This window comes from Aeromonas sp. (assembly GCF_051657805.1).
Taxonomy (GTDB): Bacteria; Pseudomonadota; Gammaproteobacteria; order Enterobacterales; family Aeromonadaceae; genus Aeromonas.
Genome location: NZ_JBOFLJ010000003.1, coordinates 251101 through 274951, shown reverse-complemented (window position 1 = coordinate 274951; position 23851 = coordinate 251101). Strand labels below are relative to the sequence as shown.

The window sequence follows — 23851 nt, the reverse complement described above, 5'->3', positions numbered from 1 at the left end:
ACGAGGAGCAAGCCATGCAACACAACCCCCGTTTTCTGGCCCTGGTAGAGGCCATACGCCCGCAGGTGAAAGAAACCGACGTGCACCAGATCAAGCGCTGGCAGGATGAGGGCCGCGTCTTCCACCTGGTCGATGTGCGGGAGGAGAGCGAGTGGGGAAGGGGGCATCTGCCGGGGGCGACCTATCTCGGCCGCGGGGTGATAGAGCGGGACATCGAGACCCGCTATCCGGATCCCGCTACCGAGCTCTACCTCTATTGTGGGGGGGGATTCCGCTCCATCCTGGTGGCGGACAACCTGCAGAAGATGGGCTACACCCGGGTGGTCAGTGTCGATGGAGGCTTTCGCGGTTGGCATGACGCCGGATACCCTGTCGAATCCTGATTTATTTGAGGGAGAGGGGCTCAGCCACATGACAAAGTCTCGGTTGGCCTTTACCATATGCGGGTCAAGCGTAAGCGTCGGAGTGTTCATTGAACGTCAGGATAGGGATTGGATACCTCACGGGTATCCTGTTGTTGCTCCCCATGTGGGGATGCAGCAGTAGCAGTCAGGTTGAAGCTCCTCAAGTTCCCAAGCCGCAACCCGCTTCACTGGTATTGGCGACCCCCTTGCAGGTCTCCTACCAGAGCGAGTTGGCGCTGGCGCGACTCGGGCAGATGCTCAGTGAAATGGAGTTGACGACGGAGCAACGGGCCGAGCTGTTCTATGAGCGTGCCGTGGTGTTTGACAGAGTGGGGTTGCGTTCCCTGGCCAGACTGGATTTCAACCGCGCCCTGCGGGAGAAGCCCGATTTTGCCGAGGCCTACAACTTCATCGGCGTCTATCTGGTGCAGCAGCAGAACTATGACGAGGCCTATGAGGCCTTCGATTCAGCGCTGGAGCTGGCTCCGGATTACGACTACGCCTATCTCAACCGGGGCATAGCGCTCTATTACGGCAATCGTCCCGAACTCGCGGCCGCCGACATGAAGCGCTTCTACGAGGCGCAGCCGGAAGACCCCTATCGGGTGATCTGGCTCTATCTGGCCGAGCAGAAGCTCGATGCCCCGGCGGCCATGAGCCGGATGCGGGATCGGCTCAACAAGTACGATGACGACGCCTGGAACTGGGATCTGGTTCGCCTCTACACCGGCGAGATCAATGCCACCCAGCTGATGGGCAACGTGGTGAAAGGGGTGAAGGACAATCGGGAGCTCGCCGAGCGCCTGTGCGAGACCTACTTCTACCTCGGCAAGTTTGAGCTGGCCAAGGGCAACCGCAAGGAAGCCATCAGCTACTTCAAGCTGGCCCTTGCCAACAACGTCTACGACTTCATCGAGCACCGCTATGCCCTGCTGGAGCTGGAGCTGATGGCGCGCAAGCCCGTGCCGCCCGGAGCTCCGAGCGTACAGAAGAGCAAGCAAGCCTCCTGAATCCAGTGGCAAACCATGAAAAAGGCCTCATCACGAGGCCTTTTTGCTGTCTGCGCTTTGGTGCTGGGCTTATCCCACCAGGCTCATGCCGGGGATCTGGCGCCAGTAGCCGTTGCAGTCGTGCTCCTGTTGCAGGGGCAGCGGTGCCAGACCCTGCTGGTTGGCCTTGAAGCGGGCCAGCATCTCCAGGGTCTCCATCCCCTCGGGGGAGAGGCGCACCACGTCCACCAGACCCTCCATCCCCTTGAGCTCGTTGCCGAGGTTGTAGCAGTAGCCGGACTGGGTCTGGATGCCGTTGAGGTTGAACACCTTCTGCCCCTCCCGGCTGTGGGCGAGGCGGCCGGTGGGGTAGTGGATGCAGGCGAGCTCGCAGTTGTCCTTGGGCTTGTCGAGGGAGCGGGCGGTGAAGCAGCGCGCCGAGTAGGCGAGGGGCAGGTGGCCGTAGGCAAACACCTCCACCTCGAAGCGCTGGCGATCGGGACCCAGATCCTGCACGAGCTGCACCAGCCAGTCCCGGGAGAGTTCCACCGGCATCACCCAGCGCCGCATCCCGCTTTTCAGCAGCATGCGCAGCACGTCGGCGTTGTAGGCGTTGATGGCGGGGCCGCACACGAACGGCAGACCCGCCTCACGGGCGAGCTGGACTGTGCCGAGATCGTTGGCCTCGATGAGCAGTTCACCGTTGTCCACCAGCCGCTTGACCTCCTTGAGCTCCGACGGCGCCGAGATGAGCGCCAGGGTAGAGAGCACCGCCTGCTTGCCGGAGGCGGCCACCTGTCTAGCCAGGGCAATCCAGTCATCCACCTTCAGCTCGCGGCGCTTGCTGCACACCGTCTCCCCGAGATAGACGATGTCGGCCTGGCTTCGGGCGGCGGCCTCGTAGAAGGCCTGGGTGTCGGCCTTGGGCCAGTAGAAGAGAATGGGCCCGAGAGAAAATTGCATCAGTTGTGCTCCTTGCAGTCATAAACGCGGTGCAAAGTGCGCCTGTCTTGCGTGAGAAAATGGAACATGGGAATTCCCCTTATTGCCACTGGCGATGATAGGCGCCCAGGGTGGTCTGGCTCCCCTCGGAGACGCGGGCGAGCTGGGCATCCCACTCGGCCTTGACCTGATAAGCCTCCGGATTGGTCTGATAGGCGTCGATGGCGGCGCGCCAGACCCGGGTCACCTGCTCCACATAGGCGGGGCTGCGCTGGCGCCCCTCGATCTTGACCGACTGGATCCCGGTCTGGAACAACTCGGGCAAGAGGCCCAGGGTGTTGAGACTGGTGGGTTCCTCCAGGGCGTGATAGGTCTGGCCATCCACCTCGAAGCGTCCCTTGCACAGGGTCGGGTAGCCGGCGTTTTCGCCGGGGCCGTAGCGATCGATCAGCACCTCGTTCAGGCGGGACTCGAGGCCGCTTGGGGTCTCCTCCCAGCGCACGTACTTGGCCGGTGAGCAGGCCCCCACGGTATTGGGGCTCTCGCCCGTCATGTAGGACGAAAGATAACAGCGCCCCTCCGCCATGATGCAGAGGCTGCCGAAGGCGAACACCTCGAGGCCGACGTCTGTCTCGCGGGCGAGCTGCTTGACCTGGTGCATGGAGAGCACCCGGGGCAACACCACCCGACCGACGTTGAAGTGATCCTGATAGAAGCGGATGGCGGCAGCATTGGTGGCGCTGGCCTGCACCGAGACGTGCAGCTCCATGTCCGGATACTGGCGGCTGGCGTAATCGAGCACGGCGAGATCGGCGATGATGAGGGCGTCGGCACCGAGCGCAACTCCTCTGTCCACCGCCTGTTTCCATCTCGCATCTGAGCCCGGGTGGGCGAAGGTATTGATGGCGATGTGCAGCTTGCGACCGTGCTGGTGCACGTAGTCCACCGCCTTCTCCAGCTTGCTGTCGGTGAAGTTGAGGCCGGCGAAGTGGCGGGCGTTGGTGTCGTCCTTGAAGCCGATATAGACGGCATCGGCGCCGTTATCCACGGCTGTCTTCAGTGCCGGCAGGCTGCCTGCCGGGCAGAGTAATTCCATCGGTACGCTCCGAGAGGGCAAAAAAGCAAAAGTGGGCCGATTGTATGCACCCATGGGTTCCCACTTTTTGACCTGAGGCAGCTTTAGGTGGCTTTACCCTTCTAGAGGTAAGTGGGCACAAGTTTGATTTTCAACAGGATCCTGCTGGCTGCCCTGTGCTTGAATGCGCAAAAAACTGGGAGTTTATCGTGTTTCAACAACTGCAACGTCGCCTGGTCGAACAGGCACCCCGTCTCTTGCGCCGCCCCCTCAAGCTGGTGCCCTTCGCTTTGCAACAGAACCTGATGGAGAGCCTGCTGGCCCAAGTGTTCAAGGAGGCGATCCAGGACGGCGACTTCGCGTTCCTGGCGGGCAAGTGGCTGAAAGTCGAGGTAACGGATCTCGAACTCTGCTGGTTCATCAGCGAGCGGGAGGGAAAGCTGGTGGTGAGCCGTGACTGCGAACGTGCGGACGTCTGCTTCAGTGGCTGCAGCCAGGATCTCATCCTGATCGCCGGCCGCCGGGAGGATCCGGACTCCCTCTTCTTCCAGCGCAGGCTGAAGATAGAAGGCAACACCGAGCTCGGCCTCGAGGTGAAGAACCTGATGGACAGCCTGGATCTCGACGGCCTGCCCGCCCTGATGAAGTATCCGCTGATCGACATGGCGACCCTGATCGAGCGTACCCGCTCAGTGCAGGAGCCTGTGGCCGCGCCGGCGACCTGAAGCGCGCCTCAGGTGAGGCGTCAGCCCCAGGGCGTGGTGGCGATGCAGGCGCCGGGCCCAGAGGCAGCGACAGCCCCAGAGGCAGGGGAGCAGGGCGAGCAGTGGTGTGGTGCCAGGCAGGCGCAGCAGCAGCAAGCCCAGCGCCAGCCAGAGGAAGGGCTGGGTCTCGTAGAACCACTCGGGCTGAAACCAGCGCCTGGTGGGGAAGATGACGAGATCGGTACGCCTGTAGTTGGAGCGCATCATCCAGATGAAGGCGCCCGCCACGAACAGCATGGCGGATGCCAGCCAGAGCAGCGGGCTCTGGGCGAGCAGCAGCAGTCCGGCGGACGCCAGCAGGTAGAGGGCGGGCAGCGGCTCATAGAGCCAGGATGGGAGCATGACGATGATTCCGGATTATCCATCTCGACCCTTTAAGGTTAGCCAGCACCGCCCCTTCTCTCATGCTCTCTGGTTATACGAGCGGCCATTTTTGTTCTGAAATCCGGGCTCAGAAGCGGTGCCAAAATAGCGATTGGTTATGTTACAATTGCGCGCCATTTTTGACTGAAGATTGACTGGGCATGTTGGATCAGATTCGTATCGTCTTGGTAAACACCTCTCACACCGGCAACATGGGCTCCGCGGCGCGGGCCATGAAGACCATGGGCTTGACCCAGCTGGTACTGGTGGATCCCCAGGAGATGCCAGACGACAACGCCGTCGCGCTGGCGGCCGGCGCCAGCGATATCCTGGCCAATGCCCGCATCGTCCCGACCCTGGAAGATGCCATCGCCGATTGCGGCCTGGTCATAGGTACCAGCGCTCGCTCCCGCACCCTGAGCTGGCCCATGCTGGATTCCCGCGAGGCGGGGGAGAAGGCGGTGCAGGAGGGGGCGACTCACCCTGTTGCCCTGGTGTTTGGCCGTGAACGCACCGGCCTAACCAACGACGAGCTGCAGAAGTGCCATTACCACGTGGCCATCCCGGCCAATCCCGAATACAGCTCCCTCAATCTGGCCATGGCGGTGCAGACCCTCTGCTACGAGGTGCGCATGCACTGGTTGCCGACGCATGGGTCGGTGGTGGCGGATCCTGAGCTCGACTACCCCACGGCCGAGCAGCTGGAGGGGTTCTATCAGCACCTGGAGCAGACCCTGCAGAAGACCGGCTTCATCAGCGACGATCACCCCGGTCACGTGATGAGCAAGCTGCGCCGTCTGTTCAACCGGGCCAGACCGGAGGCGGTGGAGCTGAATATACTGCGCGGAATTCTCACCTCGGTGAACAAATCCCGGCCGCAGGGATAATCCCGACTGATTTACTCAACCATATACTTGACTGAATTAGTCGGGTATGTGACCATGTGCCCATATTGATTTGTTCGCAAGACGGTAAGGCATATGAGACTGACCTCAAAAGGACGTTACGCAGTGACCGCCATGCTCGACGTGGCGTTGCATGCAGAGCAGGGGCCCGTACCCCTTGCCGATATTTCAGAGCGCCAGGGCATCTCCTTGTCCTATCTGGAACAGCTGTTTGCCCGCCTGCGCAAGCATGGCCTGGTGAGCAGCGTGCGCGGCCCGGGCGGTGGTTACCGTCTCGGCCTGGCGCCCGGCGACATCTCGGTGGGTCAGGTGATCACCGCGGTGGATGAGTCGGTGGATGCGACCAAGTGTCTGGGCAAGGGGGGCTGCCACGGTGGTACCCAGTGTCTGACCCACTCCCTGTGGCGCGACCTCAGCGAGCGTATCTCCAGTTTCCTCGGTGACATCACCCTGGCGGAACTGGTTGGCCAGGCCGATGTGCGTCGCATCGCCGGCAAGCAAGATGAACAAATGAAGACCGTGTTGTCCCTAGTTGACCGGGCCGAACGCGGTGATGTGAGCTTAAAAGTCCAACTATAAACAAACGTGCTTTCCACGACGAGTCGCTGTGTGACCCCGTCGTAACGGAGAAAAACATGAAACTGCCTATTTACCTTGATTATTCGGCAACCTGTCCGGTGGACCCGCGTGTCGCAGAAAAAATGATGCAGTGCCTCACCATGGACGGCCTGTTCGGCAACCCCGCATCCCGTTCCCACCGTTTCGGCTGGCAGGCCGAAGAGGCAGTCGATCTGGCCCGTAATCAAGTGGCAGAGCTGATCGGTGCCGATCCGCGCGAGATCGTCTTCACCTCAGGCGCGACCGAATCCAACAACCTGGCGATCAAGGGCATCGCCCACTTCTATGCTGGCAAGGGCAAGCACATCATCACCTCCAAGACCGAGCACAAGGCGGTACTCGATACCTGTCGCCAGCTGGAGCGTGAAGGCTACGAGGTGACCTACCTCGAGCCGATGCCAAACGGCCTGTTCACCCTGGAGCAGATCGAAGGCGCCCTGCGCGATGACACCATCCTGGTGAGCATCATGCACGTCAACAACGAGATCGGCGTGGTGCAAGACATCGCCGCTATCGGTGAGCTGTGCCGCTCCCGCAAGATCCTGCTGCACGTGGACGCTGTCCAGAGCGTGGGCAAGATCCCGGTCGACGTAGAAGCGCTCAAGGTTGACCTGCTCTCCATGTCCGCCCACAAGGTATACGGCCCGAAAGGGATCGGTGCCCTGTTCGTGCGCCGCAAGCCCCGCGTTCGTCTGGAAGCCCAGATGCACGGTGGTGGCCACGAGCGCGGCATGCGCTCCGGCACCCTGCCGACTCACCAGATCGTCGGCATGGGCGAAGCCTTCCGCATCGCCAAGGAAGAGATGGCGAGCGAGAGCCAGCACATCATGGCCCTGCGCCAGCGTCTGTGGAACGGCATCAAGAATATCGAAGAAGTCTATATCAACGGTGATCTGGAGCAGCGCGTCCCGGGCAACCTGAACGTCAGCTTCGCCTATGTGGAAGGGGAATCCCTCATCATGGCACTGAAGGATCTGGCGGTCTCTTCCGGTTCTGCCTGTACCTCTGCCAGCCTGGAGCCTTCCTATGTGCTGCGCGCCCTTGGCCTGAACGACGAGCTGGCACACAGCTCCATCCGGTTCAGCATCGGCCGCTTCACCACGGAAGAAGAGATCGACTACGCAGTCAAGCTCATCTGTGACTCCATTGGCCGTCTGCGCGAGATGTCCCCCCTGTGGGAGATGTTCAAGGACGGTGTGGATCTGAACACGGTCGAATGGGCTCATCACTGATCCCTTGCCAGCGGCAAGGGTTGAGTGAACAACGGAATTAGCAGGAGTTAGATATGGCTTACAGTGAAAAAGTAATCGACCACTACGAGAATCCCCGCAACGTGGGTGGTTTTGACAAGAACGATCCCAGCATCGCGACCGGCATGGTCGGCGCCCCGGCCTGTGGCGACGTGATGAAACTGCAACTGAAGATCAGCGACGACGGCATCATCGAAGACGCTAAGTTCAAGACCTACGGTTGTGGTTCCGCCATCGCCTCCAGCTCCCTGGTGACCGAGTGGGTCAAGGGCAAGACCCTGGACGAAGCGGCTGGCATCAAGAACACCGACATCGCCGAAGAGCTGGCTCTGCCGCCGGTGAAGATCCACTGCTCCATCCTGGCGGAGGATGCCATCAAGGCCGCCATCGCCGATTACAAGCAGAAGAAAGGTCTTTAAGGTTCGGAGAGCAGTATGGCCATAACCATGACAGATGCCGCAGCGGCACGGGTTTCCTCTTTCATGACCAACCGGGGCAAGGGCATCGGCCTGCGCCTCGGCGTCAAGACGACCGGCTGTTCGGGTCTTGCCTATGTGCTTGAGTTCGTGGATGAGCTGGCCGCCGAAGATCAGGTCTTCGAGCAGAAGGGTGTCAAGATCATCGTCGATGCCAAGAGCCTGATCCATCTGGATGGCACCGAGCTGGACTTCGTCAAGGAGGGCCTCAACGAGGGCTTCCAGTTCAACAACCCCAACGCCAAGGGCGAGTGTGGTTGCGGCGAGAGTTTCAGCGTCTAAACGATGAAGCCGGCAGCCTGCTGCCGGCTTTGTCGTTCAAGGTTGATGGTGAGCAAGGCGCAAGCCTTCGAGTCTAAGGACACAGAATGAATCATTTCGAGCTGTTCGGGCTGGCAGAGGGCTTCGAGCTCGATCCCCGCCAACTGGCCGACACCTACCGCCAGTTGCAGACCCAGTTCCACCCCGATCGTTTCGCCACCGCCCCCGAGCGGGAGCAGCTGGCCGCCGTGCAGCGCGCCGCCCAGATCAACGATGCCTTCACCACCCTCAAGGCCCCGGTGCGCCGCGCCGAATATCTGCTCTCCCTGCGTGGGACCGACATCCGTGGCGAGCAGCAGACCCTGCAAGATCCCGCCTTCCTGATGCAGCAGCTGGAGTGGCGCGAGCGTCTGGCCGATCTGAAAGGGGATGTGGATCCTGAGGGGGCCATCGAAGATTTTCGCCGCGAAATCAGGCATGATCACCAGTCACTGATGCAGCGGCTGACCGACTGCCTCGCCAGGGGTGAGGATCAGATCGCCGCCGACTGCGTGCGCAAACTCAAATTTGTCGACAAGCTCCTCGAGGAGCTGGAACGGTTCGAAGACTCGCTGTTCGAGTCTTGATCCCCTAACGCTGGAATTGTGATTACCCATGGCATTACTGCAAATCGCCGAGCCCGGCCAGAGCGCCGCCCCTCATCAGCATAAACGTGCCGTTGGCATTGATCTCGGCACCACCAACTCCCTGGTCGCCGCCGTGCGCAGCGGCCAGGCGGACACCCTCTGCGACGAGCAGGGGCGTGCCTTGCTGCCTTCTGTGGTGCACTACCAGGACGCGGCCATCCGGGTCGGCTTCGACGCCAAACGCGAAGCGGCGCAGGATCCCCACAACACCATAGTCTCCGTCAAGCGGATGATGGGCAAGGCACTGGCGGACATCGACACTCGCCAGCAGCCCTATGAATTCGTGGCCGCCGACAATGGCATGCCCCAGTTGCAGACCCGTCAGGGGCTGGTCAACCCGGTGCAGGTCTCGGCCGAGATCCTCAAAGCCATGGCCGCCCGCGGCGCCGCCGCCCTCGGCGGGGAGCTTGACGGCGTGGTCATCACGGTGCCCGCCTACTTCGACGACGCCCAGCGCCAGGGCACCAAGGACGCGGCCCGTCTGGCCGGTCTGCACGTGCTGCGACTGCTGAACGAACCGACCGCGGCCGCCATCGCCTATGGCCTCGACTCCGGTCAGGAAGGAGTGATCGCCGTCTATGATCTCGGCGGCGGTACCTTCGACATCTCCATCCTGCGCCTGCATCGCGGCGTGTTCGAGGTAATGGCCACCGGCGGCGACTCGGCGCTCGGCGGTGATGACTTCGATCACCTGCTGGCGGACTGGATCAAGGAACAGGCCGGTCTGAGTGGCCAGCTGGATGCCCGCACCCAGCGCGAGTTGCTGGATGTGGCCGCCAGCGTCAAGCACGGCCTGACCGACGCAGGCAGTGTCCCCTGCACCTTCGCCGGTTGGCAGGGAACCGTGTCCCGCGCCCAGTTTGATGCCCTCATCCTGCCGTTGGTCAAGCGTACCCTGCTGGCCTGCCGCCGCGCCCTGCGCGATGCGGGGTTGGAGCAGGTGGACGTGCTGGAGGTGGTGATGGTCGGTGGCTCCACCCGGGTGCCGCTGGTGCGCGAGCAGGTGGGAGAGTTCTTCCAGCGTACGCCGCTCACCAGCATAGATCCGGACAAGGTGGTGGCCATCGGCGCCGCCATCCAGGCGGACATCCTGGTGGGCAACAAGCCGGACGCCGAGATGCTGCTGCTGGACGTGATCCCGCTCTCTCTGGGTCTCGAGACCATGGGCGGCCTCGCCGAGAAGGTGATCCCGCGCAACACCACCATTCCGGTGGCCCGCGCCCAGGAGTTTACCACCTTCAAGGACGGTCAGACCGCCATGGCCATCCACGTGGTGCAGGGTGAGCGCGAGCTGGTGGCGGATTGCCGCTCCCTTGCCCGTTTCACCCTGACCGGCATTCCACCCATGGCGGCGGGGGCTGCCCACATCCGGGTCACCTTCCAGGTGGATGCGGACGGGCTGCTCTCGGTCAGCGCCATGGAGAAATCTTCCGGTGTGCAGGCTGAAATTCAGATAAAACCCTCCTACGGCCTGGCGGAAGAGGACATTCTCAGCATGCTGAGCGCCTCCATCGCCAATGCCCAGCAAGACATGGATGCCCGCATGCTGGCGGAGCAGCAGGTGGAAGCGGATCGGGTGGTGGAGAGCCTCAATGCGGCCCTGGCCGCCGATGGCGAGGCCCTGCTCAATGTCGCCGAGCGCGCCGAGATCGATACTGCTATCAAGCATCTGCTGGCCATGCGTGCCACAGGCACAACCAATCAAATCAAAGATGCCATCGAGGCGGCGGATGCCGCCAGTGGCGAGTTTGCGGCCCGTCGCATGGATGCCTCCATTCGCAAGGTGCTGACCGGCCAAAACGTCAACAAGGTGTAATATGCCAAAAGTGATCATTCTGCCTCACCCCGAACTCTGCCCGGAGGGCGCCGCCCTCGAAGGACAAGTCGGTGAGACCATCCTCGACATCGCGCTGCGCAACGGCATCGAGGTCGAGCACGCCTGCGAGAAGTCCTGTGCCTGCACCACCTGTCACTGCATAGTGCGTGAAGGCTTCGACTCCCTCGAGCCGAGTGACGAGCTGGAAGATGACATGCTGGACAAGGCATGGGGACTTGAGCCGGAATCCCGCTTGAGTTGCCAGGCCCGTCTGGCGGACGAGGATCTGGTGGTGGAGCTGCCCAAGTACACCCTCAACCTCGCCTCCGAGCGCCATTGATGCGCCGTTAATTACACATGAGTGAATTGCGCGTGCAGCATCTGGCGGTGCAATGGTGATATGGTGAAGGCCGACCCTCTCGGGGGACGGCCTTTTTATTGCCTGCGTCTCCCTTGTTGAATGACCCGTATCGAATAAACAGTGCCGAGAAAAGGAAGCAAGATAAATGGCAGAGAAGATGAAAGTCGTGTTGTCCACCGAGGCCGGCGCCGCCCATTGGGGCGAGGGGGCTCAGCTCAGTTTCAGCGGCGATGAGGCCCTGATCCACCTGGGCAGCCAGACCCAGGAGCGAGAGGTGCTGCGCATCATCCAGCGCGCCGCCCGCCGTCTGGAGTCGAGCGGTATCAAGCGAGTCGAGCTGGCCGCCGGAGGCTGGGATCTGGAGCGTCGCTACGCCTTCGCCCAGGGATTCTATGCCGCCAAGGGTTTGCGTGAGTTGCACTTCGGTGAACAGGGTGGCGACGAGGCTCGCGAGCTGGATGCCCTCGTCAAGGCGACCCGTTGGGTGCGCGAAGTCACCAACGGCTGCCCCGAAGAGATCTACCCCATGAGCCTGGCGGAATCCGCCCTGCTGCTCATTCGCGGCCTGGGGGGGGACCAGGTGACCGCACGCATCACCGCCGGCGAGGCCTTGCGCGAGGCCGGCCATATCGGCATCTGGTCCGTGGGCCGGGGCAGCGAGCGGGAACCCGTGCTGCTGGAGCTCGACTACAACCCGACCGGGGACAGCAAGGCGCCCGTGGTGGCAGCCCTGGTGGGCAAGGGGATCACCTTCGATTCCGGCGGCTACTCCATGAAGTCCTCCGACAACATGCTGCCGATGAAGTCCGACATGGGGGGCGCCGCCATGGTGACCGGTGCCCTGGCGCTCGCCATCAGCCGCGGGTTGAACAAGCGGGTCAAGCTCATCCTCTGCTGCGCCGAGAACCTGGTCTCCGGCCACGCCTTCAAGCTCGGCGACATCCTGACCTACAAGAACGGCATCTCGGTGGAGATCCAGAACACGGACGCGGAAGGTCGCCTGGTGCTGGCGGACGGTCTGCTGGCCGCGAGCGAGAGCGGTGCCGCCCATATCCTGGATGCCGCCACCCTGACCGGCGCCGCCAAGACGGCGCTCGGTCGCGACTACAACGCCGTGTTCGCCCTGGATGAGGCGGAGCAGGTACGTGCCCTGGCCGCCGCCCGTGCAGAAAACGAGAAGGCCTGGGCCCTGCCGCTGGAATCCTGGCATGCGGGCCAGCTCACCTCGGCCTTCGCCGATCTGGGCAACGTCGCCTCCGCCGAGGGAACCGCCGGCGCCACCACGGCCGCCGCCTTCCTGTCCCGCTTCGTGCGCGGCGAGGGGCAGGGCTGGGTGCACCTGGACCTGGCTGCTTCCTATCAGAAGTCCGGCAACGATCTCTGGGCCACCGGCGCCAAGGGCCATGGCCTGCGAACCATAGCCCGCTGGTTGCAGGAGGTGGCTGAATGAACATCTGGCTGAGCCGTGAATTTGCCGCCCCCGAGTGGGGGGAGGGCGCCCTGCTGTCTCACCGCGCCGACGGCGCCGTGATCCATCTGGTGACCGCCAGCCCCTTGCTGGACATCCAGCAGGCGGCCCGTCGCCTCTGCAGTCAGGGGATCCAGAGGGTGGCCCTGTGCGGCCACTGGGATCGCGAGCAGCAGTGGGCCTTCGCCCAGGGCCTGCAGACCCCCAAGGCGGAGGTGGAGCTGCAGTGGGCCACCTCGTCCGAGGAGGACAGGGAAGAGCTGGAAGCGCGCTGGCTGTGCGGGCGCTGGGTGCGGGAGATGACCAACGCCACCCCGGAACAGCTGGGGCCACTGGATCTGGCGGTGGAGGCGGCCGCCTTCATCACCGAGCTGGCGCCGGATCGCGTCAGTCACCGCATCCTCAAGGGGGAGGCGCTGCAACAGGCGGGCTGGGTAGGCCTCTATCAGGTCGGCCGCGGCAGCGATCGCGAACCCGTGCTGCTGGAACTGGACTTCAACCCGAGCCGGGATCCCAAGGCACCGGTGGCTGCGGCTCTGGTGGGCAAGGGTATCACCTTCGACTCCGGCGGCTACTCCATGAAGACCTCCCAGGGCATGCTGACCATGAAGCATGACATGGGGGGCGCCGCCATCGTCACCGGCGCCCTGGCGCTCTCCATCCTGCGGGGGCTGGACAAGCGGGTGAAGCTCATCCTCTGCTGCGCCGAGAACCTGGTCTCCGGCCACGCCTACAAGCTGGGTGACATCCTCACCTACAAGAACGGCACCACGGTGGAGATCGTCAACACCGACGCCGAGGGGCGCCTGGTGCTGGCGGACGGCCTGCAGCTCGCTGGGGAGTCCGGCGCCCCCCTCATCATCGACGCCGCTACCCTCACCGGGGCGGCCGTGATGGCCCTGGGGGGGCGCTACAACGCCCTGTTCGGGCTGGACAAGGGGTTGGTGAGCCGGGCCATGGCCTATTCGGATGCGGAGCAGGAGCCCGCCTGGCCCCTGCCGCTCGAGCCCTGGCACCGCCAGCAATGCCCGTCCCACTACGCCGACACGGCCAACAGCCGGCCGGTGCCGGGGGGCGGTCCGGGCGGGGCCTCCAACGCGGCGGGTTTCCTCTCCCGCTTCGTGCCGGGCGAGGGGCAGGGTTGGTTGCACGTCGATCTCGCCGCCTGTTTCAGCGACAACGGCGACAGCCTCTGGGCTCCCGGAGCGAATACCCTGGGAATGCGCACCATAGCGCATACCCTGCTGGCAGAGACGCGCTAGTCGGCATGGCGTATCGCAAGGGCACCGGGAGGTGCCCTTTTCCGTGGCGCCGGAAAAATAGGCGATAGCATCAGTTTTAACCGGTTAAGGGAGCTATCGTGCGCAAGCGCACGTTTTTTCCTGCCGCCCTGAGACAAGATGAGCCACCATGTTGTTTCAAGGGTGCATTTGTTTAATAAAAAGTTGCTTTTTTGTGTGTTGTTTCGGTTTTTGTTTACGTATAATCGCCGCCGAACATGGATTCCTACAATAAAACTCTGTAGTTAAGGAAAGAACTCAATGGCTATCGAACGTACCTTCTCTATCGTCAAGCCGGATGCGGTCAGCAAGAACCTGATCGGTGCCATCTATGGCCGCTTCGAGAGCGCCGGCCTGAAAATCGTCGCCGCCAAGATGCTGCACATGACCAGCGAACAGGCCGCCGGTTTCTACGCCGAACATCAGGGCAAGCCCTTCTATGATGGTCTGGTCGCCTTCATGACCTCCGGCCCCGTCATGGTCCAGGTGCTGGAAGGGGAAGACGCCATTCGCCGTCATCGCGAGATCATGGGCGCCACCAACCCGAAAGAGGCCCTGGCCGGTACCCTGCGTGCCTGCTACGCCGAGAGCATCGATCGCAACGCCGTCCACGGCTCCGACGCCCCGGCCTCTGCCGCCCGCGAAATCGCCTACTTCTTCTCCGAAGGGGAAATCTGCCCCCGCGGCTGATTTTCACCCGAGATGATCAAGGGAGCCTCGGCTCCCTTTTGTTTTTTGGTCATTTGCGCCATATCCACTTATTCTCCAGGTGGAAAGCCAGACCCATTATTTGTACAATGCCGCGCCCTGACTTCATCGTCAGCCAATAATTTATGAAGTGTGTGAGCTGAGGCCCTTGATGAGCGCAACAAAAACCAACCTGCTGGATCTCGATCGGGATGCCATGCGTGCCTTCTTCGTCGAACTGGGCGAGAAGCCGTTCCGGGCAGATCAGATAATGAAGTGGATCTATCACTTTGGTTGTGATGATTTCGATCAGATGAGCAACGTCAACAAGGCGCTGCGTGAGCGTCTCAAGACCATCGCCGAGATCCGTGCCCCCGAGGTGAGCCGCGAGCAGCGCTCCACCGATGGCACCATCAAGTGGGCCATGCAAGTGGGGGATCAGGAGGTGGAGACCGTCTATATTCCCGAGGCGGAGCGTGCCACCCTCTGTGTCTCCTCCCAGGTGGGCTGCGCCCTGGCCTGTACCTTCTGTTCTACCGCCCAGCAAGGTTTCAACCGCAACCTGAAAGTCTCCGAGATCATCGGTCAGGTCTGGCGCGCCGCCAAGATAGTCGGCGGCAAGCGTCCCATCACCAACGTGGTGATGATGGGCATGGGTGAGCCGCTGCTCAACCTGGCCAACGTGGTGCCGGCCATGAAGCTGATGATGGATGACTTCGGTTTCAGCATCTCCAAGCGTCGCGTGACCCTCTCTACCTCAGGGGTGGTCCCCGCCCTGGACATGCTGGGTGACCAGATCGATGTGGCCCTGGCCATCTCCCTGCACGCACCGAATGACAAGCTTCGCTCCGAGATCATGCCGATCAACGACAAGTACAACATCGAGGACTTCCTCGCCGGGGTGCGCCGTTATCTGGCGAAGTCCAACGCCAACGGTGGCCGGGTGACCGTGGAATATGTGCTGCTCGATCATATCAATGACGACATGCAGCATGCCCACGAGCTGGCCAAGGTGCTCAAGGATACTCCCTGCAAGATCAACCTGATCCCCTTCAACCCCTTCCCGGGCAACCCCTTCGGCAAACCGAGCAACAGCCGCATCGATCGTTTCTCCAAGGTGCTGATGGAATATGACCTGACCGTCATAGTGCGCAAGACCCGCGGGGATGACATCGATGCGGCCTGCGGCCAGCTAGTGGGGGAGGTGATCGACCGCACCAAGCGCACCATGAAAAATCGGATGCAACAGGATGGGATTTCCGTCAAAATGGTTTAACCGCTAAGCCATTGTATCGTCAGGAAATGGATATCCGTACATTGATCATAGTGGCAGCGCTCTGTGCGCTGCCCGGCTGTGTTACCGAAACCACTTACGCCGGTCAGAACTCGACCCAGCGGGAAGTGGGACCCGATCTCAAGGCGGCTGCCCAGACCCGCCTCGATCTGGGTATCCAATATCTTCGCCAGGGCAATGCAGAACAGGCAAAGTTCAACCTCGATCGCGCCCTGCAATACGACCCAAGCAATCCTCAGGTCTATATCGGCTTCGCCTACTTCTACCAGCAGGTGGAGGATTTCAAGGCGGCCGAAGAGAACTACAAGAAAGCCCTCTCCATGGATCCGACCAATGCTGACGCGATGAACAACTACGGCGCCTTCCTGTGCAACCGTGGCCGCTTCGACGAGGCGGACAAGGCCTTCATGCAGGCGGTCAGCCAGCCCGATTACGTCAAGATCGCCGATACCTACGAGAACGCGGCGCTCTGTTCACTGCAAAATCACAGAAATGATAAGGCCGGCGAGTACTATCGTCTGGCCTTGGGGTATAATCCCCGCAATCCAAGGTTATTGCTGGACATGGCCGAGCTTTCCATGAAAGATGGCAAGCTGCCTGATGTGCAGTCTTACCTCGTGCGCTATGCCGATGTGGCAGAAGAGAACGAGGAGAGCCTCTGGCTCCGGCTGCGGCTGGCCCAGGCCATGGACAAACCGGCATTACTTCACCAATTCGGGACTGAGCTGGTAAGGCAATATCCCACTTCGCAACAAGCCAAGCGTTACTTAGCCAATGACTACTGAACAGCCACACGATTCTCAAGACGACTCCCAGGCAGCGGGCCCCGGCCAGCTGCTGCGCAATGCCCGTGAACAGCTCGGCTGGACGCGAGAGCAGGTTGCGTCCCGCATTCACCTTCGTCTGACCCTGATCGCCGCCATCGAGGCGGATACCTATGACAAGCACACCTCCCACACCTTCATTCGCGGCTACCTGCGCGCCTATGCCAAGCTGGTGGGGATCCCGGAGGAAACCATACTCACGGCGTACGAGCGCCTGGGTCTGACACCGCCGGACAACATCGACATGCAGAGCTTCTCCCGCCGCTCTCGCCAGCAGGCCAACGACAGTCGGCTCAAGGTGGTGACCTGGCTGGTGATCCTGGTATTGATCGCCCTCTCCATCGCCTGGTGGTGGCAGAGCACGGCGCGCCGCTCCGCCGGGGAAGAGGCCCTGGCCGCGGCCGAAATCGGCACGACCAGCGAGCAGACCGAGAACGTCACGGCTCCCGCCGTGGAGGTCGCTACCCCAGTGCTGCCCGCCGCCTCCGATGCGGTGAGCACAGAGGCAACCGTCGCTGCCGTGAGTGGTGCCGTCACCACGGCGCCCGTGCTGGATGCGGCCAGTGCCGCCCCGAGCGCCAGCGCTGCCCTGGGTACAGATGTTTCCGCCGCCGCGACCACGGCGCCGGCCGAAGAGACCCCGACCGATCCCGCCAGCGCGCCCCAGCTCAAGATGAGCTTTACCGCCGACTGCTGGCTGGATGTCAAGGATGCCAACGGCAAGACCCTGTTCAGCGGTCTGAAGAAGGCGAACGACGAACTGGTGCTGGAAGGACCCGAGCCACTCAAATTCATCATTGGCGCGCCCATGGCGGTCAATCTCGAATACAAGGGCAAGTCCTTCGACATGAGCCGTTACAACAACGGCCGGACTGCTCGCTTCTCACTGCCGCAGGAGTAATCAGCCCGTCATGTCCGCTCACGAATCCCCGATTATTCGTCGTAAATCCAGACAGATCATGGTCGGCAAGGTGCCGGTTGGGGGCGATGCCCCCATCACTGTGCAGACCATGACCAACACCAAGACCACGGACGTGGCCGCCACCGTCGAGCAGATCCAGCGGATCGAGCGGGTGGGCGCCGACATCGTCCGGGTCTCGGTGCCCACCATGGAAGCGGCAGAAGCCTTCAAGCTCATCAAGCAGCAGACCAATATCCCCATCGTCGCCGACATCCACTTCGACTACCGCATCGCCCTGAAGGTGGCCGAATACGGTGCCGACTGCCTGCGCATCAACCCGGGCAACATCGGCAACGAGGAGCGGGTGCGCGCCGTGGTCGACTGCGCCCGCCACTACAACATCCCGATCCGCATCGGGGTGAACGGCGGCTCTCTGGAGAAAGACATCCAGGAGAAGTACGGCGAGCCGACCCCGGAGGCGCTGCTCGAGTCGGCCATGCGTCACGTGGACTACCTGGATCGCCTCAACTTCGAGAACTTCAAGGTGAGCGTCAAGGCGTCCGATGTCTTCCTGGCCGTGGGGGCCTATCGCCTGCTGGCCAAGCGGATCGAGCAACCCCTGCACCTTGGCATCACGGAGGCGGGCGGTTTTCGCGCCGGCGCGGTCAAGTCCGCCATCGGCCTCGGCATGTTGCTGAGCGAAGGGATCGGTGACACCCTGCGCATCTCGCTCGCCGCCGATCCGGTGGAGGAGGTGAAGGTGGGCTTCGATATCCTGAAATCCCTACGCATTCGCTCCCGCGGCATCAACTTCATCGCCTGCCCCTCCTGCTCCCGTCAGGAGTTCGATGTGATAGGCACGGTCAACGCCCTGGAAGAGCGGCTGGAAGACATCATCACCCCCATGGATGTATCCATCATCGGCTGCGTGGTCAACGGTCCCGGCGAGGCCCTGGTCTCGGATCTGGGTCTGGCGGGCGCCGCCAACAAGAGCGCCTTCTACGAGGGTGGTCAGCGGGTCGACCGGCTCAGCAACCAGGATCTCATCCCCGTGCTGGAGCGCCGCATTCGTGCACGGGCGGCCATGCTGGATCCGGCCAACCAGATCCCGCTGGACAAGGGTTGACTCGCCAGTTTGCATCAAAGTGGGGCCACCTGGGGTGGCCCCGGCTTTAGGTAGTTGATTTTACACCCCGCATCCGGGCACCCTGATTTTACCTCGGGGTCGAAAATCCCTATAATGCGGCCCAAATTCACGTCTTTTTCTCGAGTAGCAACGTGGCAAAACAGATCCAAGCAATTCGCGGTATGAATGATTGCCTGCCGGAGCAGAGCCCGGTATGGCAGAAAGTGGAACAGATCCTGCGCCAGGTCGTGGCCAGCTATGGCTACAGCGAAGTGCGCATGCCCATCGTCGAACAGACTCATCTGTTCAAACGCGCCATCGGTGAAGTGACCGATGTGGTCGAAAAAGAGATGTATACCTTCGAGGATCGCAACGGCGACAGCCTGAGCCTGCGCCCCGAAGGCACCGCCAGCTGCGTGCGGGCCGGCATCGAGCACGGCTTGCTGTATAACCAGGAACGCCGGATGTGGTACATGGGCCCCATGTTCCGTCACGAGCGTCCCCAGAAGGGCCGCTATCGCCAGTTCCACCAGTTCGGGGTCGAGCTGTTTGGCATCAACGGGCCGGACATCGATGCCGAGCTCATCATGCTGACCCACCGCCTGTGGCGGTTGTTCGGCATCGGCGAGCACGTGACCCTGCAGCTCAACACGCTGGGTCAGAGCAGCGAGCGCGCCGCCTACCGCGATGCCCTGGTGGCCTATCTGGAGCAGTACAAGAGCGAGCTGGACGAAGAGAGCCAGCGCCGCATGTACAGCAACCCGCTGCGGGTGCTCGACTCCAAGGACGAGAAGGTGCAGGCCATTCTGGTGGGGGCGCCGCGCCTGTTCGATCACCTGGGAGAGGCGAGCCTGGCTCACTTCGAGGGGCTCAAGCGTCTGCTGACCGCGGCCGGCATCCAGTTCGAGGTGAACGAGCGTCTGGTGCGTGGTCTCGACTACTACAACCTCACCGTGTTCGAGTGGGTCACCAACAGCCTGGGGGCCCAGGGCACCGTCTGTGCCGGTGGTCGCTACGACGGCCTGGTGGAGCAGCTCGGCGGTCAACCGACCCCGGCGGTGGGCTTTGCCATGGGGATGGAGCGTCTGGTACTGATGCTCGAAACCCTGGAGCTCAACGGCGACATCCGCCCGGCGGTGGATGTCTATCTCGCCATGGTGGGTGAGCAGGCCGAGCAGGCTGGCTTCCAGCTCGCCGAGCGGCTGCGTGACGCCTTGCCTGACCTGCGCCTGATGAGTCACTGCGGTGGTGGCAACTTCAAGAAACAACTCAAGCGTGCCGACAAGAGCGGCGCGGCCATTGCCCTGATCCTCGGTGAGACCGAGGTGCAAAACGGGGAGATCACCATCAAGTATCTGCGTGGCCAGGCCGAGCAACAGACCCTCAAGGTCGATGCCGCCATCGCCCTGCTGGCAGCTAAAGGAGAGTAAGCTGTGGAAGTTTATACCACCGAAGAACAACAGGTTGAGGTCATCAAGAGCTGGTGGAAAGAGAACGGCACCTCGGTGATCGCCGGGACCGTCATCGGTCTGGTGGGGCTGTTCGGCTGGCGTTATTACAACGAGCACCAGCTGGCCAACCAGGAGGCCGCCTCCTCGGCTTACAACGCCATGACCACCCAGCTCGCCAAGGGCGATGCCGCCGCCATCGAGCAGGCGAAGAGCTTCATCAGCGCCCACAAGGGCGACTCCTACGCCGATCTCGCAGCCCTGGAGCTGGCCGCTGCCGCGGTCAAGGCCAACCAGCTGGACTTGGCTGCCGAGCAGCTGACCGAGGTCGCCACCAAGGGTGACGAAGCCATCCGTCCCATCGCCGCCCTGCGGCTGGCCCGGGTGCTCAATGAGCAGGGCAAGGCCGACGAGGCCCTGGCTCAGCTCGCCAAGATCGACAACGACGCGTTCAAGGCCCAGGTGGCCGAGGCCCGCGGCGACGTGCTGCTCAAGCAGGGCAAGCCGGAAGAGGCGCGCGATGCCTATCAGGCGGCGGCGGATGCCGGCGGCCTGCAGGCGAGCAGCGAGCTCAAGCTGAAGATGGACGATCTGGCGCTGCCCGCCGTGACCACGGGTGAGGCTCCGGATGCGTAATCTGTACAAACGACTGGCGCTGGGGGCGGCTGTCTCCCTGGCCCTGCAGGGGTGCTCCCTGTTCAGTTCGGAAGAGGACCTGACCCCCATGGCTCCCTTGCCCGTGGTGGAGTCCGCGTTCACCGCCGACACCCAGTGGTCCTCCTCAGTCGGCGATGGCATCGGTGACTTCTACTCCCAGCTCAAGCCTGTGGTGGAAGAGGATCACATCTATGCCGCCGCCCGCGACGGTGACGTGACCGCCTTCGATCGCAAGACGGGCAAGGTGCTGTGGAGCGTGGATCTGGCCGACCTGCCCATCAACGCCGACAAGCGCAGCGCCCGCCTCTCCGGTGGTCTGGTCTCCCGCTATGGCAAGCTGTTCCTCGGCTCCGAGAACGGCGTGGTCTACGCCCTGAACGAGACGGACGGGGAGGTGCTGTGGCAGACCAATGTACCCGGTGAAGTGGTGGCGAGCCCCGCCGTCGAGGATGGTCGTGTGGTGGTGCTGACCACCTCGGGCCGCCTGATCGCCCTCGATACCGACGAGGGCAAGCAGCAGTGGACCCTGTCCGAAGAGCAGCCGCCGCTGACCCTGCGCAGCGCCGGTGCCCCCGTCATCACCAACGGTGCTGTGCTCTACGGCCGCGCCGATGGCAAGGTGGGCATCGCCCTGCTGAGCAATGGTCAGCCGGTGCGTCAGTCCAAGGTGGCGGATCCCCGTGGTGCGACCGAGCTGGATCGCATGGTGGACGTGGACGCCGCCCCCCTCATCGCCGGGGATGAGCTCTATGCCATCGCCTACAACGGCCAGCTGATGGCCCGCAAGCTGATGAGCGGCGACGAGGTGTGGAAGCGCAAGTATTCCGGCTATCGCGATCTCGCGGTGACCGGCAATGCCATCGTGCTGACCGACAGCCGCAGCCACCTGTTCGCGGTGGACAGACGCAACGGTCTCGAGCTGTGGTCCAACACCCAGCTCGAAAACCGCACTGTGACCGCCCCCGTCATCCTGGGTGACTATGTGGTGGTCGGCGATGTGGAAGGTTACCTGTACTGGCTGGATCGTACCGACGGGTCCATCAAGGCCATGCAGCAGCTCGACAGCAGTGGTCTCTATGCCGCTCCCCTGGTGGACGGTGACACCCTGTATGTGCAGAGCCGTGGTGGCAAGTTGTACGCTTTGCAGCGTCCCTGATCACCCGTCAATGTGAATATCCGGCTCCTGGTCTTCGGACCCGGAGCCTTTGTCGTCTTGAGAATGAGGCTTTTATGACTCCTGTAGTTGCCCTGGTGGGCCGCCCCAACGTGGGGAAATCCACCCTGTTTAACCGCCTGACCCGTACCCGGGACGCCCTGGTTGCCGACTTCCCCGGCCTGACCCGGGACCGCAAATACGGCCAGGCGAAGCTGGGCGAGCTGGAATTTATCGTGGTCGATACCGGTGGTATCGATGGCACCGAGGAGGGGATCGAGCTGAAGATGGCCGAGCAGTCCCTGCTGGCCATCGAAGAGGCCGATGTGGTGCTGTTTATGGTGGATGCGCGCGCTGGCCTGACCGCCGCGGATCAGGCCATCGCCGAGCACCTGCGCAAGACCCATAAGAAGGTGTTCCTGGTCGCCAACAAGACCGACGGCATCGACGGTGATTCCGCCGTCTCCGAGTTCTACGGCCTGGCCCTCGGCGAGGTGTACCAGATGGCGGCCGCCCACGGCCGTGGCGTGCTGAGCCTGCTGGAGCTGGCGCTGGCCCCCCATCTGGAGGAGCTGCTCAAAGCCGCTGGCACCGATGCCGAGGCGCAGGAGGAACTGGACGAGGACTTCGACGAAGAAGCCCTGCTGCGCATGGTGGCTGCGGGTGACCTGGATACCAAGGAAGACACCAAGGAGACCCCGTTCGCCGACCTGCCCATCAAGTTCGCCATCGTCGGGCGTCCCAACGTGGGCAAGTCGACCCTGACCAACCGCCTGCTGGGGGAAGACCGTGTCATCGTCTATGACATGCCGGGCACCACCCGCGACTCCGTCTACATCCCCATGGAGCGCGACGAGCAGAAGTATGTGGTCATCGATACCGCCGGTGTCCGTCGCCGCGGCAAGGTGCACGAGACGGTGGAGAAGTTCTCCGTCATCAAGACCCTCAAGGCCATCGAGGACGCCAACGTCTGCCTGCTGGTGATCGACGCCCGCGAGACCATCACGGATCAGGACTTGAGCATCCTGGGCTTCGTGCTCAACTCCGGCCGCTCCGTGGTGCTGGTGGTGAACAAGTGGGACGGCCTGGATCAGAAGGTGAAGGAAGATGTGAAGAACGAGCTGGACCGTCGTCTGGGCTTCATCGACTTCGCCCGGGTGCACTTCATCTCCGCCCTGCACGGCAGCGGTGTCGGCCACCTGTTCGAATCCATCCAGGAGGCGTACCAGTCCGCCACCCGCCGCACCAGCACCGCCATGCTGACCCGCATCATGCAGATGGCCCAGGAAGATCACCAGCCCCCCATGGTGAACGGTCGCCGGGTCAAGCTGAAGTATGCCCACGCCGGTGGCTACAACCCGCCGCGCATCGTCATTCACGGCAACCAGTTGAACGATCTGCCTGACTCCTACAAGCGGTATCTCATCAACTACTTCCGCAAGTCCCTGAAGATCATGGGCACCCCGATCCGGGTCGAGTTCCAGGAGTCGGTGAACCCGTTCGAGGGCAAGAAGAACAACCTGACCCTGAGTCAGGAGCGGCAACGGGATCGCCTGCTCAAGGCGCGCACCAAGTCCAAGAAGTAACGCTGCAACGGCTGCCTTTGGCAGCCGTTTCTTTTTTAAAACGGGGGAGGGCAGTTGAGCTGTTCATGCCCCTAATCGCGAAGAGGAGCCCAGCATGAACCCCTTGATGTGCCCGGCCTGTGGCAGCGGCCTGGACAGTCGCAGTCACCAGACCCGGTGTCCCCAGTGTCAGGCCGCCTACCGGGTCAGGGCCCTGTGCCACACCTGCCAGCAGGAGCTGGAGCGGCTCAAGGCGTGCGGCGCCGTGGATTACTTCTGCAATCACTGCAACAGCCTGATCTCCAAGCGGGCGGTGCAGTTCGAGCTGACCCCGGCAGAGCAAGCCTGAGCCATTAAAAAACCCGGCCAAGGCCGGGTTTATTCCGTGTGCTCCGCAATCAGCAGACTGTAGGAGCGGTTTCGGCGCCATATCTTGCGCTTCATGTCATTGAGTCTGAGCTTGCGTCTGGGGCTCCAGGCACACTTGGTCTTCTTGACCAGCAATCTTTTTCGGGCTCGCATCTGGTTTCTCCTGTCT

Annotated in this window: 27 protein-coding genes; 23 read left to right on the top strand and 4 right to left on the bottom strand. The window is 62.5% G+C overall.

Features of this window, described 5'->3' with window-relative positions:
- Positions 1–14 precede the first annotated feature (14 nt).
- Together ACRCYW_RS01630 and nlpI are read left to right on the top strand one after the other, a co-directional pair.
- Positions 15–383, top strand: a complete 369-nt coding sequence (locus ACRCYW_RS01630) for a rhodanese-like domain-containing protein (protein WP_438548432.1) — start codon at positions 15–17, stop codon at positions 381–383.
- Positions 384–472: 89 nt separating this feature from the next.
- The gene (gene nlpI, locus ACRCYW_RS01625; protein ID WP_438548431.1) at positions 473–1414 is read left to right on the top strand and encodes a lipoprotein NlpI; all 942 of its coding nucleotides are present in this window, start codon (positions 473–475) and stop codon (positions 1412–1414) included.
- A 69-nt stretch (positions 1415–1483) separates the two neighbouring features.
- Here nlpI and ACRCYW_RS01620 read toward each other — a convergent pair whose 3' ends face one another.
- Positions 1484–2356: a U32 family peptidase gene (locus ACRCYW_RS01620; protein ID WP_438548430.1), complete on the bottom strand. Its 873-nt coding sequence runs from the start codon at positions 2354–2356 to the stop codon at positions 1484–1486.
- A 79-nt stretch (positions 2357–2435) separates the two neighbouring features.
- Positions 2436–3431, bottom strand: a complete 996-nt coding sequence (ubiU, locus tag ACRCYW_RS01615; RefSeq protein WP_438548429.1) for a ubiquinone anaerobic biosynthesis protein UbiU — start codon at positions 3429–3431, stop codon at positions 2436–2438.
- A 188-nt stretch (positions 3432–3619) separates the two neighbouring features.
- Here ubiU and ubiT point away from each other — a divergent pair, with 188 nt between their 5' ends.
- Complete coding sequence (gene ubiT, locus ACRCYW_RS01610; protein WP_438548428.1) at positions 3620–4135, top strand: ubiquinone anaerobic biosynthesis accessory factor UbiT; 516 nt, start codon at positions 3620–3622, stop codon at positions 4133–4135.
- On the opposite strand, the gene ACRCYW_RS01605 is transcribed toward ubiT, so the two are convergent.
- The gene (locus ACRCYW_RS01605; protein ID WP_438548427.1) at positions 4100–4516 is read right to left on the bottom strand and encodes a hypothetical protein; all 417 of its coding nucleotides are present in this window, start codon (positions 4514–4516) and stop codon (positions 4100–4102) included. The genes ubiT and ACRCYW_RS01605 overlap by 36 nt on opposite strands.
- A 182-nt stretch (positions 4517–4698) precedes the next feature.
- On the opposite strand from ACRCYW_RS01605, the gene trmJ reads away from it, so the two are divergent.
- From trmJ to ACRCYW_RS01505, 20 genes are all read left to right on the top strand, one after another.
- Positions 4699–5424: a tRNA (cytosine(32)/uridine(32)-2'-O)-methyltransferase TrmJ gene (gene trmJ / locus ACRCYW_RS01600; RefSeq protein WP_438548426.1), complete on the top strand. Its 726-nt coding sequence runs from the start codon at positions 4699–4701 to the stop codon at positions 5422–5424.
- 93 nt (positions 5425–5517) lie between these two features.
- Positions 5518–6021 (top strand): Fe-S cluster assembly transcriptional regulator IscR, encoded by a 504-nt coding sequence (gene iscR / locus ACRCYW_RS01595; RefSeq protein ID WP_438548425.1) that lies wholly within the window; start codon positions 5518–5520, stop codon positions 6019–6021.
- Positions 6022–6077: 56 nt separating this feature from the next.
- Positions 6078–7292, top strand: coding sequence for an IscS subfamily cysteine desulfurase (locus ACRCYW_RS01590; protein ID WP_438548424.1), 1215 nt, complete (start codon positions 6078–6080; stop codon positions 7290–7292).
- A gap of 53 nt (positions 7293–7345) precedes the next feature.
- Complete coding sequence (gene iscU, locus ACRCYW_RS01585) at positions 7346–7729, top strand: Fe-S cluster assembly scaffold IscU (RefSeq protein ID WP_005299770.1); 384 nt, start codon at positions 7346–7348, stop codon at positions 7727–7729.
- A gap of 15 nt (positions 7730–7744) precedes the next feature.
- Positions 7745–8068 (top strand): iron-sulfur cluster assembly protein IscA, encoded by a 324-nt coding sequence (gene iscA, locus ACRCYW_RS01580; protein ID WP_042076614.1) that lies wholly within the window; start codon positions 7745–7747, stop codon positions 8066–8068.
- An 86-nt stretch (positions 8069–8154) separates the two neighbouring features.
- A complete protein-coding gene (hscB, locus tag ACRCYW_RS01575; RefSeq protein WP_438548423.1) occupies positions 8155–8673 on the top strand; it encodes a co-chaperone HscB in 519 nt (172 codons plus the stop codon).
- A 28-nt stretch (positions 8674–8701) separates the two neighbouring features.
- On the top strand, positions 8702–10549 hold the full coding sequence (gene hscA, locus ACRCYW_RS01570; protein WP_438548422.1) for a Fe-S protein assembly chaperone HscA: 1848 nt from the start codon (positions 8702–8704) through the stop codon (positions 10547–10549).
- A gap of 1 nt (position 10550) precedes the next feature.
- Positions 10551–10889 (top strand): ISC system 2Fe-2S type ferredoxin, encoded by a 339-nt coding sequence (fdx, locus tag ACRCYW_RS01565; RefSeq protein ID WP_349918088.1) that lies wholly within the window; start codon positions 10551–10553, stop codon positions 10887–10889.
- A gap of 166 nt (positions 10890–11055) precedes the next feature.
- Complete coding sequence (gene pepB / locus ACRCYW_RS01560; protein WP_438548421.1) at positions 11056–12360, top strand: aminopeptidase PepB; 1305 nt, start codon at positions 11056–11058, stop codon at positions 12358–12360.
- Positions 12357–13640 (top strand): aminopeptidase PepB, encoded by a 1284-nt coding sequence (pepB, locus tag ACRCYW_RS01555; protein WP_438548420.1) that lies wholly within the window; start codon positions 12357–12359, stop codon positions 13638–13640. The genes pepB (ACRCYW_RS01560) and pepB (ACRCYW_RS01555) overlap by 4 nt, the downstream gene beginning before the upstream one ends.
- Positions 13641–13919: 279 nt before the next feature.
- Positions 13920–14348, top strand: coding sequence for a nucleoside-diphosphate kinase (ndk, locus tag ACRCYW_RS01550; RefSeq protein WP_438548419.1), 429 nt, complete (start codon positions 13920–13922; stop codon positions 14346–14348).
- A 169-nt stretch (positions 14349–14517) separates the two neighbouring features.
- Entirely contained in the window at positions 14518–15621 is a 1104-nt protein-coding gene (locus tag ACRCYW_RS01545; protein WP_349918081.1) for a bifunctional tRNA (adenosine(37)-C2)-methyltransferase TrmG/ribosomal RNA large subunit methyltransferase RlmN, read from the top strand.
- An 11-nt stretch (positions 15622–15632) separates the two neighbouring features.
- Positions 15633–16424 carry a PilW family type IVa pilus biogenesis/stability lipoprotein TapF gene (gene tapF / locus ACRCYW_RS01540; protein WP_438548418.1) on the top strand — a complete coding sequence of 264 codons (792 nt, stop codon included), beginning with the start codon at positions 15633–15635 and terminating at the stop codon, positions 16422–16424.
- Complete coding sequence (gene rodZ / locus ACRCYW_RS01535; RefSeq protein ID WP_438548417.1) at positions 16414–17364, top strand: cytoskeleton protein RodZ; 951 nt, start codon at positions 16414–16416, stop codon at positions 17362–17364. Before tapF ends, rodZ begins: the two co-directional genes overlap by 11 nt.
- 10 nt (positions 17365–17374) lie before the next feature.
- Complete coding sequence (gene ispG / locus ACRCYW_RS01530) at positions 17375–18490, top strand: flavodoxin-dependent (E)-4-hydroxy-3-methylbut-2-enyl-diphosphate synthase (RefSeq protein ID WP_438548416.1); 1116 nt, start codon at positions 17375–17377, stop codon at positions 18488–18490.
- A 152-nt stretch (positions 18491–18642) separates the two neighbouring features.
- Positions 18643–19920, top strand: a complete 1278-nt coding sequence (gene hisS, locus ACRCYW_RS01525; protein ID WP_438548415.1) for a histidine--tRNA ligase — start codon at positions 18643–18645, stop codon at positions 19918–19920.
- A gap of 3 nt (positions 19921–19923) precedes the next feature.
- The gene (locus ACRCYW_RS01520) at positions 19924–20574 is read left to right on the top strand and encodes a YfgM family protein (protein WP_438548414.1); all 651 of its coding nucleotides are present in this window, start codon (positions 19924–19926) and stop codon (positions 20572–20574) included.
- Positions 20567–21751, top strand: coding sequence for an outer membrane protein assembly factor BamB (gene bamB, locus ACRCYW_RS01515; RefSeq protein ID WP_438548413.1), 1185 nt, complete (start codon positions 20567–20569; stop codon positions 21749–21751). Before ACRCYW_RS01520 ends, bamB begins: the two co-directional genes overlap by 8 nt.
- Positions 21752–21825: 74 nt before the next feature.
- A complete protein-coding gene (gene der, locus ACRCYW_RS01510; RefSeq protein ID WP_438548412.1) occupies positions 21826–23334 on the top strand; it encodes a ribosome biogenesis GTPase Der in 1509 nt (502 codons plus the stop codon).
- Positions 23335–23428: 94 nt separating this feature from the next.
- Complete coding sequence (locus ACRCYW_RS01505; RefSeq protein ID WP_438548411.1) at positions 23429–23662, top strand: zinc ribbon domain-containing protein; 234 nt, start codon at positions 23429–23431, stop codon at positions 23660–23662.
- Between the two features lie 29 nt (positions 23663–23691).
- Here the strand turns inward: ACRCYW_RS01505 and ACRCYW_RS01500 are convergent, their stop codons facing one another.
- Positions 23692–23835 (bottom strand): hypothetical protein, encoded by a 144-nt coding sequence (locus tag ACRCYW_RS01500; RefSeq protein WP_438548410.1) that lies wholly within the window; start codon positions 23833–23835, stop codon positions 23692–23694.
- Positions 23836–23851 lie beyond the last annotated feature (16 nt).